The organism is Glutamicibacter sp. ZJUTW, assembly GCF_008370855.1.
GTDB classification, from domain to species: Bacteria; Actinomycetota; Actinomycetes; order Actinomycetales; family Micrococcaceae; genus Glutamicibacter; species Glutamicibacter nicotianae.
In genome coordinates this window covers 3,428,470-3,442,036 of the sequence record NZ_CP043624.1, presented here as the reverse complement: position 1 = coordinate 3,442,036, position 13,567 = coordinate 3,428,470, and the positions used below count along the sequence as shown (strand labels likewise).

Here is a 13,567-nt window from a genome sequence, read left to right as displayed (position 1 = left end):
GGGGCCAGTGCAGGCCCCGCCAGCTCACCCATCCCCGAAATTTGTGAAATGAGCATGCCATGCCCCATCAGGTAGCACTCGCCTTCGAAGACGGAATCACCCGCTTCATCAAGGTCGGCTCGAACGAAACCGTCGCCGACGCCTCCTACAAAGCCCGCATCAACATCCCGCTGGACTGCCGCGACGGCGCCTGCGGCACCTGCAAGGCCTTCTGCGAGTCGGGCACCTACGACGGCGGCGACTACATCGAAGAAGCCCTGACCGACGACGAAGCAGATGCCGGCTACTGCCTGCCTTGCCAGATGGTCCCCGAATCCGACCTCGTGCTGCAGATCCCGACTACCTCGGATGTCGCCAAGACCTCGGCCTCCTCCTTCGAGTCCACGCTGACCGAGATCCGCCGCATCTCCGAGACCACCTACGCCTTCAGCCTGAAGGTGGACAATCGCGAAGAGCTGTCTTTCCTGCCGGGCCAGTACGTGAACATCGAGGTGCCCGGCTCCGGCGGGCAGACCCGCTCCTATTCCTTCAGCTCCGGCCCTGACGTCGAGATCGTCTCCTTCCTGATCCGCATCACCGACGGTGGGCTGATGTCCACCTACATGCGCGATACCGCCAAGGTGGGCGACCGCATCACCTTCACCGGCCCGATGGGCAGCTTCTTCCTGCGCGAACCCAAGCGTCAGTCGCTGCTGCTGGCCGGCGGCACCGGCCTGGCCCCGCTGCTGGCCATCCTGGAGAAGCTGGCCGGCATGGACAACCCGCACCCGGTGCACCTGATCTACGGCGTGAACACCGACATCGACCTGGTGGAGGTGGACGTGCTGCAGGACTATGCCCAGCGCATCGAGGGCTTCAGCTTCGACACCGTGGTGGGCGACCCGGACAGCGCCTCCGAGAAGAAGGGCTACGTCACGAACCACTTCGAGCCGCAGCACCTGGCCGAGGGCGAGGTGGACATCTACCTGTGCGGCCCGCCTCCCATGGTTGAGGGCGTGCGCCGTCACCTGGAAGCCGAGGGCATCAAGCCGCAGAACTTCTACTACGAGAAGTTCGCGCTGGCGGTCGTGCCCGAGGCGGAGGCCGAGACGGCCGCACCAGCCGCAGCAGAAGCACCGGCAACGCCAGCAGCTGCCGCCGCGCCAGCAGCCCAGGGCTACGAGATTGGCGAGGAGCATGCCAGCTTCGAAGCGCAGTTCGATGCCCGCATGGCACTGGAACTGGCCGTCGTCGAACTGACCATGGGCAAGCTGGCCGAAGGCCAGCTGGGCGAATTCAAGGTCCTGGCCGAACTGGCCGGCAAGACCCTGGACGGCGAGAAGTTCGTCAACGCCGAGGAATTCACCGTCACCAATGACGCTTTCCACGAGTTCCTGTTCAAGGCCGTCGGCAACGAGCACCTGCTGCAGGCCTACCGCCGCCTGGACGTTCCGGCGCTGATGGCCGCCGTGCTGCGCCAGGAGCACTGGATCGACGGAGCCGTGGACGCCGACCACCTGGAAATCGTCGCGGCCTTCGAAAAGCAGGACATCGCCGCCGCTCGCGCGGCGATCACCGCGCACAACCAGCACGCCAAGGCCACCATGGCCGCCGCCTCCAAGGCAGCTGCCCTGTGACCGCCACGCAGAGTCCGGTGAACCAGACCGAGGCCGCCGGGCTGCCCGAATCCTTCCACCCGGGCCGCTTCGCCGGCAAGGTTGTCATGGTCACCGGTTCCGCCCAGGGCATCGGCTGGTCCGTGGCCCGGCGCATCGCCGCCGAGGGCGGGGAACTGGTGCTCGTGGACCGCGCGCCGCTGATCCACGAGGTCGCCGAGGGCCTGCGCGCCCACGGCGCCACCGCGCTGAGCGTGACCGCAGACCTGGAAACCTTCCAGGGGGCGCTGGCCGCGGTCACGGCCGCCAAGGACCAGTTCGGCCGCGTCGATGTGCTGGTCAACAACGTCGGCGGGACCATCTGGGCCAAGCCCTACGAGCACTACGCGCCGGAAGAGATCGAGAAGGAAATCCAGCGCTCGCTCTTCCCGACCCTGTGGATGTGCCGCGCGGTCTTCGAGCTCATGGTCGAAGCCGGGCGGGGCACCATCGTGAACGTCTCCTCGGTCGCCACCCGCGGCATGAACCGCGTCCCGTACGCGGCAGCCAAGGGCGGGGTCAAGGCCATCACCTCGGCGCTGGCCATGGAAGGCGCGGCGAAGAACATCCGCGTAGTCGCCACCGCCCCCGGCGGCACCGAAGCCCCGGAACGCGTTGTCAAGCGCGGCCCGGCTCCGAGTGGCGAGCAGGAAAAGGCCTGGTACCAGGCCATCGTGGACCAGACCGTGGATTCCAGCTTGTTCAAGCGCTACGGCACCCTGGACGAGCAGTCCGCGCCGATCGTGTTCCTCGCCTCCGACGAAGCCTCCTACATCACCGGCTCCACCCTCGCGGTGGCCGGAGGGGACCTCGGCTAGCGAAAAGCGCCACAGCGGCAACGCATCATCAGCAGGCAAACGGCTCGTCTTCACGGGCCGTTTGCCGCATCAGCACCATCAGCACCATCCCGGCCGTGCACTTTTCGCCGGGCACGTATTTTCCGGGGAACAACGAGGTTTCCCGGTCACCGCGAACGAACGGAAAAACACGTGAACACCAGCACCATTTCCCACAGCAACGCCGCCAGCACCGTGCGCTGGGTGGTGGCCATCGCCGCCATCTCGCTGATCTTCGACGGCTACGACCTGGTGGTCTTCGGAACCATCGTCTCCACGCTGCTGTCCGACCCCAGCCAGCTCGGCCAACTCGATGAGGCCACCGCCGGCCTGCTGGGCAGCTACGCGCTGCTGGGCGTGATGGTCGGCGCGCTGGCCACCGGCGCGATCGGCGACTACATCGGCCGGCGCAAGACCATGATCACCGGCATCATCTGGTTCTCCGTCGGCATGGGCCTGACCGCGCTGGCGGCCGACACCCTGTGGTTCGGCATCCTGCGTTTCGCCACCGGCATGGGCGTGGGCGCGCTCGTCGCCACCGCCGGCGCGGTGGTGGCCGAATTCGCGCCGAAGCACCGCCGCAACTACTACAACGCCGTGGTCTACTCCGGGGTGCCGGCCGGAGGCGTGCTCGCCTCGCTGCTGGCCATGGTGCTCAGCGAGGCGATCGGCTGGCGCGGGCTGTTCCTCATTGGCGCCCTGCCGTTGCTGTTCCTGCTGCCGATGGCCTGGTCCAAGCTGCCCGAATCCCCGCAATGGCTGCTTTCCCGCGGCCGCGTGGACGAAGCCCGCGCACTGGCGGCACGCACCGGCATGCAGCTGGAACTTCCAAACGATGCCGAGGCCGGGCAGGTCAAGGCCGAACGGGCAGGCTTCGCCGCACTGGCCACCAAGCGCTACGCGCTGCCCACCGCGCTGCTGGGCATGATGAGCTTCGCCGGCCTGCTGCTGACCTACGGGTTGAACACCTGGATGCCGGAAATCATGCAGCAGGCAGGCTACGGCAAGTCCCACTCGCTGCTGTTCCTGCTGGTGCTGAACCTCGCGGCGGTCTTCGGCGGGCTGCTGGCCTCGGTGGCCGCCGACCGCGTCGGCCCCAAGCAAGTTGTGGCTCTGACCTTCTTCCTGGCCGCGCTGGCAATGGTGCTGATGACGCTCAAGCTCCCGCTGGTGCTGCTGCTGGCCCTGGTGGCGGTGGCCGGGGTGGGAACCATCGGCACCCAGGTGCTGATCTACGGTTTTGTGTCGAACTACTACCACAGCGCTGCCCGCGGGGCCGGGGTGGCCTGGTGCGCCGGATTCGGGCGGCTGGGCGGAATTTTCGGGCCGCTGCTCGGCGGACTGCTGCTCTCGGCCGGGGTTTCCCCGGGCACCGCGTTCTATGTGTTCGCCGCAGTTGCTATCGTTGGAACGCTGGTCACCGCCTGCGTCCCGCTTGCCCGTTCGGCCGCGCCGCGCAGCACGCAAAAAGTGCTGGCTGGTGCCGGAACAGGGGAGTAGCGGCACATCGGAACGCCAAGCAGCAACGCAGAAAGGCTGGTGAACGCCATGCTCAGCGCCCAGCAGGCCCAGGATGCGCTTGCCGACCTTTCCCGCGAAGTCCAGCAACGCGGCAGCATGCTTGCAGTGCTCAAGGGCCCGCGCGGCAGCGGGAAGAGCACCATCATCAAGACGCTGCTGACCCGTGTGGCCGGCCAAGCGGTGCAGCTGGTGACGGCCTCGCGCTGGGAGACCGCCCAGCCTGGGGCCGCCTTGGCCCCGCTGCTGCAGCGCAGCCATGCAGGATCGGCGGGTGCGCTGGGCGAAGCGCTGCTTCAGCACCTGCGCAGGGATGCGCCGCACCCGAGGGTGCTGGTGCTGGAAAACGCGCAGTGGGTCGATGACCTCAGCTTCCAGGCGCTGCACTATGCCTGGCGCCGATTGCGCAATGAACCGGTGCTCATCGTGCTGGTGATGCGCGAGCAGAACCTTGCACGGCTGTCACCGGAAACCCGCGAATTCCTGGCCGACAGCCAACTGAAGATCCTCCAGCTGGAAGTTCCCAGTCCCGCGCATGCCCGCGAGATCGTCTGCGCCCGAACGGGGATCGACCTGCCGCCCACGGCCGCCGAGCAGCTGGTGCACTACACGCAGGGCAACCTGCAAGCGGTCATCGAGCTGGCCCAGGAAAATCCGGAGCAGAGCTGGGAGCAGTTCGACCGCTGGCCGCCTGCCCCGCGCGCCCTGTCCTTGCACGTCATCGAGCTATTGGATGGGCTGGATCCGCGCGCCCGGGCGCTGGTGGAAGCCGCCGCGGTGCTCGGGGTGCAGGCCAGGATCGACATGATCGCCAAGCTGGTTGGGGAGGACGATCCGCTGGAGCCGATCCAGCAGATTCTCGACTCTTCGCTGGCGCAAGCCCACGGCCACAGCGGCAAGGTTCGGCTCGGATTCGAGAGCGCTCTGGTGCAAATGGCGGTCTACCACCAGATCCCGCCGAGCACCCGCATCAAGTTGCATGCTAGCGCCGCCGACATTGTCGAAGACCAGGGCGAGCGCTTGGGCCACCGGGCTGATGCGAGCATCCTGCCTGACGGCAACCTGTCGCTGGAACTGCGGGACTACGCACGGGCGCAGGGACAGCGGGGCGAGTGGTCGTCGGCCGCCACCGCATTCTTCCGTGCCATGCATTTGTCCCCGGAGCCGATGCGCCGCGACTCCCTGCTGCTCAACGCGGTGGATGCCATAGTTGCCGCCGGCGAGCTGCCGCGGGCGCAAACCTTCGCGCACCAGTTGGCGAGCTTGGAAAGCAGCCCGGAGCGGGACGTGCTTTCCGGATACATTTCCATTCTGCAAGGCAGGGCCAACACCGCGCGGCGCTGGCTGTCGAGCGCCTGGCAGAACGCGGTACAGGAGCAGGACCACGATGTGATGGCAGTGATCGCGCAACGCCAAGTCCTTGATTCGCTGTGCCGTCTAAAGGGGCAGAAGATCATTGACTGGGCTGAGCAATCGCTTCGCCTGGCCCAGGTCGGCAGCCCGCTGGCCATCGAGAATGCGGCCATCCAAGGGCTTGGCCTGGCAATGATGGGCCGCGCCGAAGAAGGCGAGCAACTCCTGATGGATCTGCTGGCCACCCTTCCGGCAGGAGCCCAGCGCCAGCGTGCGGAAATGTCGCTGGGCTGGGTCTACCTCGCGACCGATCGCGTGGAGCTTGCCCGGCACGAGCTTTCTGCGGCCAGCTCCACGGACTTCAGCGATGGATCGCTGCGCATCTCGTTGTGGTCCAAGGCCTGGTCTGCTCGCGCTGAGTTCCTCATGGGCGACTGGGACCAAGCACTGGAGACGGTTCGATCCGCGCAAGCCCTGCAGGAACGTTCTGAAATCCAGATCCTGCGTCCGCTGATCCAACTGACCGCGGCGCAGATCCACGCGTTGCGCGGCAATTGGGAGCAGGCTGATCTGCACCTTCGCAAGTCATGGGCTCGTACCGGCAGCTATGCCATCATGGAAATGCCTTACCGGATGGCGCGGGCCGAGATCGCCCGGGCGCAGGCAAACCATGAAGAAGTCGTGCGTACGCTGGAGCCCCTGCTTCGGCTGGACCGCACACAGGGCATAGACCAGCCGGGCTTCTGGACCTGGCAAGATACATATGCCTTGGCGCTCATACGTTGCGAACGCCTTGAGGAGGCAGAAGCTTTCATTCAGCCGTTGCTGGAGAGCGCTGTCGCTTCAGGCCACCAAACCGGGGCTGCCCGCTTCTTGAGCGTGCAAGGCGCCTTGCTGGCAGCTCGCGGCGATATCGACGGCGCCCGCCTTGTCTTTGAAGATGCCATCCGCCGTTTGGAGGGCGTCGGTTCGGTTTACCACCGGGCGAAAATTGATTTCTACTACGGGCAATGCCTGCGCCGCGCCGGCAAGCGGGCCGAATGCGTGGCTCCGCTGACTCGCGCGTTGGCGATTTTCACGCACTGCGATGCCACCGTGTACATCGATCGGTGCACTCGTGAGCTTCAGGCAAGTGGTACCGGGATGCTGCGCAAGGAAGGCGCCGACTGGTCGACGCTGACGGCGCAGGAACAAGCCGTGGCCAAGCTCGTTTGCGAAGGCGCAAGCAACCGCCGCGTCGCCGAAGAGTTGTATATCGGTACAAAGACGGTGCAGTACCACCTGACCAAGATCTACACGAAGCTTTCGGTCTCCAACCGTACAGAGCTTGCTGCTTTGGCACGCTTTGGCCAAGAAGAATAGTGCTTCTTGGCTGATAAGAATTTTCATTCAGGAACGACAGCCGAGCCATCCGCAGTGCGGCTCGTCCTGCGTGCAGTGACTGAAAATTTTTTTCATTCAAGTCGTATCGCTTGAACGGGAGGAAGACAGGACTTGATGCAGGCGGCAGCCAGCTGCGCAACGCGAATCATGGCGGTTGCTCCTGTGGGGTTATGGGTGGTGTGGCGGTTCTAGTGACTGAAAAAATTTGTCACTCAAAATTCACAGCGGGCGACCGGTGCTAGCCGGTCCCAGTGTCGGGCAGGTCTTCATCTTGGCCAAGGCCCAGCACGCGCCGCACTTCGGGGGTCAAATGCACCTTGTGAGCTGCGTCGTCCGATGTTCGCTGCGGGCAATGATCGTTGACATGATCAAAGTTCGCCACGTTGGCTACGCTCTCAGGGATCGTGATTGACCGCAGCCCGTGCGGAGACACCCACGTCTTGGAGCCATCAGGGCAGGCGAAGACCTTCCACCCTAGGGCGTGCTTGAACATCTGATGCTGCTTGCACAAGAGATGGGTGTTTCGCCGGGTCGTGTGGCCGCCTTGCCCAAACGCTTCAATGTGGTCTATTTCTGATCGGTCGGCTGGGCGACGGCAACCCGGGAAACCGCAATGCTGGTCGCGGTGACGCAGGAAATCGCGCAACCCCTGCGAAGGCCGGTATTTCTTGGGTTCCACGTCAATTGCGGCGCCCGTCCATGGGTCGGTCAGCACGCGCTGGAATGATGGAGCGTCTGCCGCGAGTTCCAACGCTACCCCGATTGGGATGGGTCCGTAGCCTTCCAGATCGGCAAGGGCGCGAGTGGGATTCGCGAGCATTTCCACGGCCGGTATCGTGATGGATACCCGTGGCTTCAGCGGCATGCCCTCCATTCCGGGCCATCCATTCAGATATACGTCTGCAAGGGCATCGGCCTCAAGCTGGGTTTGGGTGCGCGGATCTTTGGGATCAGTGCTCTGGGCGGCCACCTGCTTGATCGAATTGCGGATTGAGTGGATGACATCAGCGCGGTGATGCAACTGCAAGGTGGCCATGCCATCCTCGTCATTCCAGACCTTGACGTTGCGGGCGGCCATGGCGTCCTTCTGCCGGTTCTCGGCAGAGTCGGGGTTCAGCCGGTCATGAAGGCGGCGGGCGCGCTGGTAGACGGTCTCGTCGCTGGCGGTCCTTGCCAGAGGCAGAAGGGTCTGTTCCATGAGCGAGACTTGCCCAGGGCCGAGATCTTGGGAGTACTTGACGATGTCGTGGGCGGCCTTGGCAGTGATCTCGCCGGCGGCCAGCGCGAGGAGCGTGGCTTTGCAGACATGGCGCAATCCTTTGGCGTGAAACATCCGCTTGCTGACTTTGCGCGGGCTTTCCCTCAATGCGACAGCCGCCTCGGCGATGAGGTTGGAGTTGATGGTCTGCTCGCTTCCACGGTCCACGCCGTAGTATGCGGCGCTCTTTCGGGCTTCAGCTTCTTCCTCTGCCGTGTGGGTATTTTCCGTGGCTATGAAATCGCTGAATGATTCGCTGACCTGTTCGACCGAATCCGCCAGCAAGACGCAGATGACAGCTTCGACGCTGCTCAGAAGGCGCTGGATCTTCTGCAAGCGTTCCAATGCGTCCCCGGGGCCGTTGACCGGGCCGGCATCATAGAGCTCATTGGCAATTTTCTTGAGAGGGCCGAAGAACATCTGGTGCTCGCGCTGAGCATCGAACGGGGAGGTTTTGTGCGACTCTGTGCGGGTGCCCGGTGGTGGCAGTGGCAGGCGGTGTTCACCGTCGTTGTCTTCTAAATATGCGGGAGTAGTCATGATTTACTTTCCCGCGATACATCGACTATGTGTTCTGTTTATTTTCGAATTGTGGATAACAACTAGAAAGTTTCTGCGAAAAGCTATCCATGTGGATTCTGGTGAAAAATCCCCAGTACCGGGAATGGAGCAGTGGCTGTGGTTTTATCTGCTTGCTTGAGCCAGAGGGCGTGGCGGGCGCGTCAAAGCCGCACGGAGGCCAAGGATTCCCATGGCAGCCAGCAAGGCCAAGGCGAGGATGCTGGCGATGTACAGGGGCTCTTCCAGATCAGCAGCGGCGCCGGCGTTCCAATCGGCAAAGGTATCGCCCACGGAGTTCATGTTGGCGAAGGAGGCGAAGAAATAGGCCGGTGCGCCGAGAGCAACGATCAGGCTCCATGTCCCAATAGCAGCCCAAGCGGGCAGCTTGCGACCGGACGCGATGACGGAAACGAGCCAGGAGATGGCGAGGCCAATTCCGATTGCTGCGAAGACCCAACCTCCAAGCGAATCGTAATCCTGGTCCATGGCGGCCATCTGCACGATGGTCTCATCCAGGGGGATTCCACTGGCTGCGACCACTGCCCAATTGTTCATGAGCAGTGCGCCGTAAACCGCGTAGGCCACGATGATGGCGGCACCGGAGGTGGCTAGAAGCTTGCGCATGCCGGTAGCCTAACACCGTGCAAGCGAAATACTTGGCATCACTAGCAGCTCGTGCGTCGGATGCCGGTATTGCATTGCAGAAGACCGTGAAGCAGAGGCCCCGAATCGGTAAAGTGCATTATGTGCCGATCGGGAAAGCGCAGCGATCGCGCAAGCGACATCACCAAACGCTGCCATGCAGCGCCAATCGTCTATAAGGGGACTAGAAATGATCTTCACCAAGAAGGGCGACGCCGCTGTCCTGGCCAAGCTCAGCGCGGCTCCAGCACCTTATCGCGAGATTGCCGAGCGGCTTCATGCCATCATCGTGCAAAGCGCGCCCTCGCTGGAGCCGATCGTCCGCTGGGGCCTTCCGTTTTATGTCCGGGACGGCAAGGACGTCTGCTACATCAAGCCTGACAAGGACTTCGTTGCCTTCGGCTTTGGCGAAGTGGTGAATCCCGCCTACGAGGACGGCGCGCACATGCATCCGGTTGCCTGGACCATCACCTCGCTGGATGCCGCAACGGAGGACAAGATCCGCGAGCTGGTGAAGAAGGCGGCTGGCTGATTGCGGCAGCGCAAAGGCCCGAAGCCGCCCTCAAGCGCAAGGAAGGCCTCGGCAGGAATATTCCTGCCGAGGCCTTCCGCTTGCCTGGTCGCGCTGGGGCTTACTTGACTGGGTCGAGCACGAAGTCGTAGGTGACCTGCTTGCCGTTGCCGGATTCGGCTGGCTGCACGTCGAGCATCAGTTCCGGCTTCACCGCGGTGGCGATGTCATCATCGTTGTGCGCGTCGCCCGGGAAGTACAGCTGGGCGGTGAGCAGCTCGTGGCCCGGTGCCGAAACCTTCAGGTGCAGGTGGGCTGGGCGCCATGCGTGCCATCCGGCAGCGGCGATCAGCTGGCCGCAGGCACCGTCGGTCGGGATCTGGTACGGAGCCGGCTGCATCGTGTTGATCTGGAAGTTGCCTTCCTCGTCGGCAATGAAGGTGCCGCGCAGGTTCCACTCGGGGATGCCCGGGGCGAACTGCGAGTAGAAGCCCTCTTCGTCGGCGTGCCACAGCTCGATCTTGGCGTTCTTCAGCGCCGAGCCATCGGTGGAGCGGACCTGGCCCTGGAAGAGCAGGTTGGTGCCCTTCTCGTCCTCGCGCATCGAGATGGTGGCCGGGGAGTTCTGGGTCGGAGCATCAGGCACGTAGTACGGGCCCTCGATCGAGCCCTTGTTGCCGTCGCGGTGGTCGGTAGCGACCTCTTCCACCGAGTGCTCCAGCCATACGTCCAGGAACAATGGCCATTCGCCGTCGTCGCCAACCTTGATCAGCCAGGCCTTCAGCGCGTTGAATTCGTCGTAGGTGACGCGTTCCTCGAGCACGATGTCGTTCGCGGCCTTGATCAGCTTGCTGGCCAGCAAGTTCACGCGCTCGGTGGAGGTTTCGATGCTGCCGAGCTTGCCGGAATTGCGGAAGCTGTCGGTGGCGGCGTTGCCGGACTTGGCTGCAGTTGCCTGATCTGGAGTTTCGGTGGTCATGGTGACTCCCCTAAATTGTGTGGTGTGACGTATGCGGGCCCATGGTGTGACCCCCATCATCTGCGGTGATTGATATTCAATGTAGTGCAGTGTCTATGCCCAGTGAAATACTTATTTGGCGGTGATTGAGAGTTCTTGGATATCAATGCATGTGGGCTGGCGCACGGAGGGAACCCGCTGGCTGGAAACCTGCCTAGGCCAGCGAATTCGGGTGCTTGGCCAGCGCGGTGACCTTGATCTTCATGTACGGGTACATCGGGAAGCCGCTGAGGATTTCGTGCAACTCGTCATTGGACTCGACGTTGTACAGCGAGTGGTTCGCGTACTCGCCGACTACGCGCCAGATGCCCTGCATCTTTCCGCTGCGCTGCAGGCTCGCGGAGTACTCCTTCTCGCGGGCCTGGAAATCGGCAACCTGTTCGGCGGTGAGGTGGTCCGGGAATGCAACGTCCATACGGGCGAGGAACAACATGGTGATTTCCTTTAGTTCGAGGTGGAAAGTACGTGGTCCTGGCGGTAGCGCGCCAGCTTGGATTCGTCGATGGCGGCGCCGACGCCGGGCACGCTGCGCACCGAGATGCGGCCGTCGATGATCTGCAGCGGCTCGGCGAGCAGGTCATCTGACATGTCCAGGAAGTTCGACAGCTCGCCGGCGCGGCGGCTGGTGGCCTCGAAGGCCGCGCCGAAGGTGACGGTGGCCAGCGAGCCGACCTGGGTGTCGATCTGGTTGCCCATGGTGACATCCACGCCCAGCCCGGTGCACAGGCCGAGGATCTCGGTGGCTTCGGTGAAGCCCGAGCGGGCGGTTTTGATGCAGATCGCGTTGGCGCCGCCGGAGAGCAGTTCGCGCGAGGCGTCGCCCGCGGTGGCTGCGGACTCGTCGGCGACGACCGGGATCGGGGAGTGCTCGACCAGCCGGCGGCGACTCATGGCCTCCTTGGCGTCGCACGGCTCCTCGAGCAGGCTCAGGCCCAGGCCATCGGTCTGGCGCAGCACCTCCATGGCCTCGTTCGCAGTCCAGCCGCGGTTGGCGTCCAGGTAGATTTCCACGTCCTGGCCCAGGCCTTCGCGCAGCACGCGGCAGGCCTCGATGTCCAGGGCGAGCGGGCGGCGGCCGACCTTGAGCTTGAAGGTGGTGATGCCGTACTGCTCGCCGAAGCGCAGGGCCTCGTCGAGCAGTTCCTGGGCCGGCTTGAAGCCGAGCATGTGGCTCACCCGCATCGAGTCGGTGAAGCCGCCGAGCAGCTTGTGCACCGGGGCGCCCAGCGCCTGGCCGATGGCATCCCAGACGGCGATATCCAGTGCCCCCTTGGCGACCTGGTTGTGGATGGTCCGATCCAGCACCTGGCGGATCTTCGCGCGGTCCATGATGTCCAGGCCGATCAGCTGCGGGGCAAAAATATCCTGCACGATCGCGACGATGGACTTCTGCGTCTCGCCGTAGGTGTACGGGCGCGGCGGAGCGTCGGCGGTGCCGATCACGCCTTCGTCGGTGTGCACGCGGACAAGCACATGGTCGGCGGTGTGCACCTCTCCGCTGGCAAAGCGCAGCGGGCGGTTGTAGGGGATGGCATAGGGGATTGTTTCAATCCGCTGGATTCGCATCGGGGTCCAGCCTTTCTAGGGGGTTGAGCAATGTGCAAAGTTCCAGGAAGTTGCGCACCAGCGCGGACTCGTTGCCGGCTTTCCAAGCGATGGCAAGGTCGACGGACGGTGCGTTGCGCAGCGGCCGGAAAGTGATCCGGGAGCTGTGCGGCAGGTAATGGGTGGTGGGCAGCAGCCCGATGCCCAAGCCTGCTGCGACGAAGGTGAGCAGCGTGGAAGTCTCGCTGGCCACCTGGGCGATCTGCGGGGCGAAGCCCACGCGGCGGCAGGAATCCATGATGATGTTGTTCACCGCGGAGGACGGCGGATAGCAGATGAACTTCTCGCCAGCCAGCTGCTCCAGGTCCAGTTCTTCGTGGGCGCTCAGCGGGTGGTCCATCGGCAGGGCCACGGCCAGGTGGTCGCGGTCCAGCAGCATGTAGTCGACCTCGGTGCCGCGCACCGGCGGGCGCAGGATCGCCAGGTCCAGGCGCCCCTCGACGAGCCCTTCGACCATCTGCGGGGTGAGCATTTCGCCCTGGACATTCAATTGGAGGCCGGGCATCTGCTCCGAGCTGGCCTCGATGAGCTTGGGCATGATGCGCGAGGTGGCGCTGCCGGTGGAGCCCAGGCGCAGTACGCCCAGCGCGCCTTCGCCCACCGTGCGCACATCGCGGGAAAGCTGGTCGAGCTCTGCGAGCAGGATGCGCCCGCGGCTCAGCAGCAGCTCGCCGGCGTTGGTCAATTCCACCTTGCGGGTGGTGCGGATCAGCAACTGGGTATTCAGCGTCTCCTCAAGCTGCTTGATCTGCTGGGAGAGCGGGGGCTGCGCGATATGCAGGCGCGCCGCCGCGCGGCCGAAATGGCGTTCTTCGGCGACAGCGACAAAGTAGCGAAGTAGTCTCGTGTCCATGGTGCTCCGATCGTCGGACCGCGCGTCGAATGCGCAGAAGACGCTTGCAGGCAACTCTAACGCGGCGATCCAAGAGGGTGAAATACTTATTCTGGGTCGATTGAGAGTCTACAAGTATGAATGGGATTGCCGCACTGGCCCCCGAGGTTGGTTCCCGGATCGAGGGCCGCGCCGGGCCACGCGATGGCGCGGATTATCGGGCACGCATGCCAGGCTCGTTCGTTCAATTACTCATCCAACTCTTCAAAGCATCACCAGGCGTTGATGCTTATGGCTTTGGGCAAAAGGATATTCTTGCGTGCGGATGATGCAATTGGAGGGAGCTGGGAGGGCCTCAGTTCCCGAGAGTCTGGAGTGATACGCAAGAAATTATCTATGGCCCTGCTGGCATTGCA

The 13,567-nt window shown here is 63.9% G+C and carries 11 protein-coding genes; 5 read left to right on the top strand and 6 right to left on the bottom strand.

Annotated features, from left to right (window positions below; translation table 11 throughout):
* Positions 1 to 59: 59 nt before the first annotated feature.
* The 4 genes from benC (at position 60) to F0M17_RS16110 (ending at position 6,703) form a co-directional block, all read left to right on the top strand.
* Positions 60 to 1,616 carry a benzoate 1,2-dioxygenase electron transfer component BenC gene (gene benC / locus F0M17_RS16125; protein ID WP_149597566.1) on the top strand — a complete coding sequence of 519 codons (1,557 nt, stop codon included), beginning with the start codon at positions 60 to 62 and terminating at the stop codon, positions 1,614 to 1,616.
* Positions 1,613 to 2,452 carry a 1,6-dihydroxycyclohexa-2,4-diene-1-carboxylate dehydrogenase gene (locus F0M17_RS16120; RefSeq protein ID WP_246857091.1) on the top strand — a complete coding sequence of 280 codons (840 nt, stop codon included), beginning with the start codon at positions 1,613 to 1,615 and terminating at the stop codon, positions 2,450 to 2,452. Before benC ends, F0M17_RS16120 begins: the two co-directional genes overlap by 4 nt.
* A gap of 171 nt (positions 2,453 to 2,623) precedes the next feature.
* Positions 2,624 to 3,970 (top strand): MFS transporter, encoded by a 1,347-nt coding sequence (locus F0M17_RS16115; RefSeq protein WP_149597565.1) that lies wholly within the window; start codon positions 2,624 to 2,626, stop codon positions 3,968 to 3,970.
* Between the two features lie 48 nt (positions 3,971 to 4,018).
* Positions 4,019 to 6,703: a LuxR family transcriptional regulator gene (locus F0M17_RS16110; protein WP_246857197.1), complete on the top strand. Its 2,685-nt coding sequence runs from the start codon at positions 4,019 to 4,021 to the stop codon at positions 6,701 to 6,703.
* 259 nt (positions 6,704 to 6,962) lie between these two features.
* On the opposite strand, the gene F0M17_RS16105 is transcribed toward F0M17_RS16110, so the two are convergent.
* Positions 6,963 to 8,318, bottom strand: coding sequence for an HNH endonuclease signature motif containing protein (locus F0M17_RS16105; RefSeq protein WP_168202046.1), 1,356 nt, complete (start codon positions 8,316 to 8,318; stop codon positions 6,963 to 6,965).
* Between the two features lie 348 nt (positions 8,319 to 8,666).
* The gene (locus F0M17_RS16100; RefSeq protein ID WP_073707111.1) at positions 8,667 to 9,167 is read right to left on the bottom strand and encodes a hypothetical protein; all 501 of its coding nucleotides are present in this window, start codon (positions 9,165 to 9,167) and stop codon (positions 8,667 to 8,669) included.
* A 208-nt stretch (positions 9,168 to 9,375) separates the two neighbouring features.
* On the opposite strand from F0M17_RS16100, the gene F0M17_RS16095 reads away from it, so the two are divergent.
* Positions 9,376 to 9,717: a DUF1801 domain-containing protein gene (locus F0M17_RS16095; protein ID WP_233125338.1), complete on the top strand. Its 342-nt coding sequence runs from the start codon at positions 9,376 to 9,378 to the stop codon at positions 9,715 to 9,717.
* 100 nt (positions 9,718 to 9,817) lie between these two features.
* On the opposite strand, the gene catA is transcribed toward F0M17_RS16095, so the two are convergent.
* The 4 genes from catA to F0M17_RS16075 form a co-directional block, all read right to left on the bottom strand.
* Positions 9,818 to 10,675 (bottom strand): catechol 1,2-dioxygenase, encoded by an 858-nt coding sequence (catA, locus tag F0M17_RS16090; RefSeq protein ID WP_149597562.1) that lies wholly within the window; start codon positions 10,673 to 10,675, stop codon positions 9,818 to 9,820.
* Between the two features lie 193 nt (positions 10,676 to 10,868).
* The gene (gene catC, locus F0M17_RS16085; protein ID WP_038992889.1) at positions 10,869 to 11,147 is read right to left on the bottom strand and encodes a muconolactone Delta-isomerase; all 279 of its coding nucleotides are present in this window, start codon (positions 11,145 to 11,147) and stop codon (positions 10,869 to 10,871) included.
* 11 nt (positions 11,148 to 11,158) lie between these two features.
* Positions 11,159 to 12,280, bottom strand: a complete 1,122-nt coding sequence (locus F0M17_RS16080; protein ID WP_149597561.1) for an enolase C-terminal domain-like protein — start codon at positions 12,278 to 12,280, stop codon at positions 11,159 to 11,161.
* Entirely contained in the window at positions 12,261 to 13,172 is a 912-nt protein-coding gene (locus F0M17_RS16075; RefSeq protein ID WP_149597560.1) for a LysR substrate-binding domain-containing protein, read from the bottom strand. The genes F0M17_RS16080 and F0M17_RS16075 overlap by 20 nt, the downstream gene beginning before the upstream one ends.
* Positions 13,173 to 13,567: the final 395 nt, after the last annotated feature.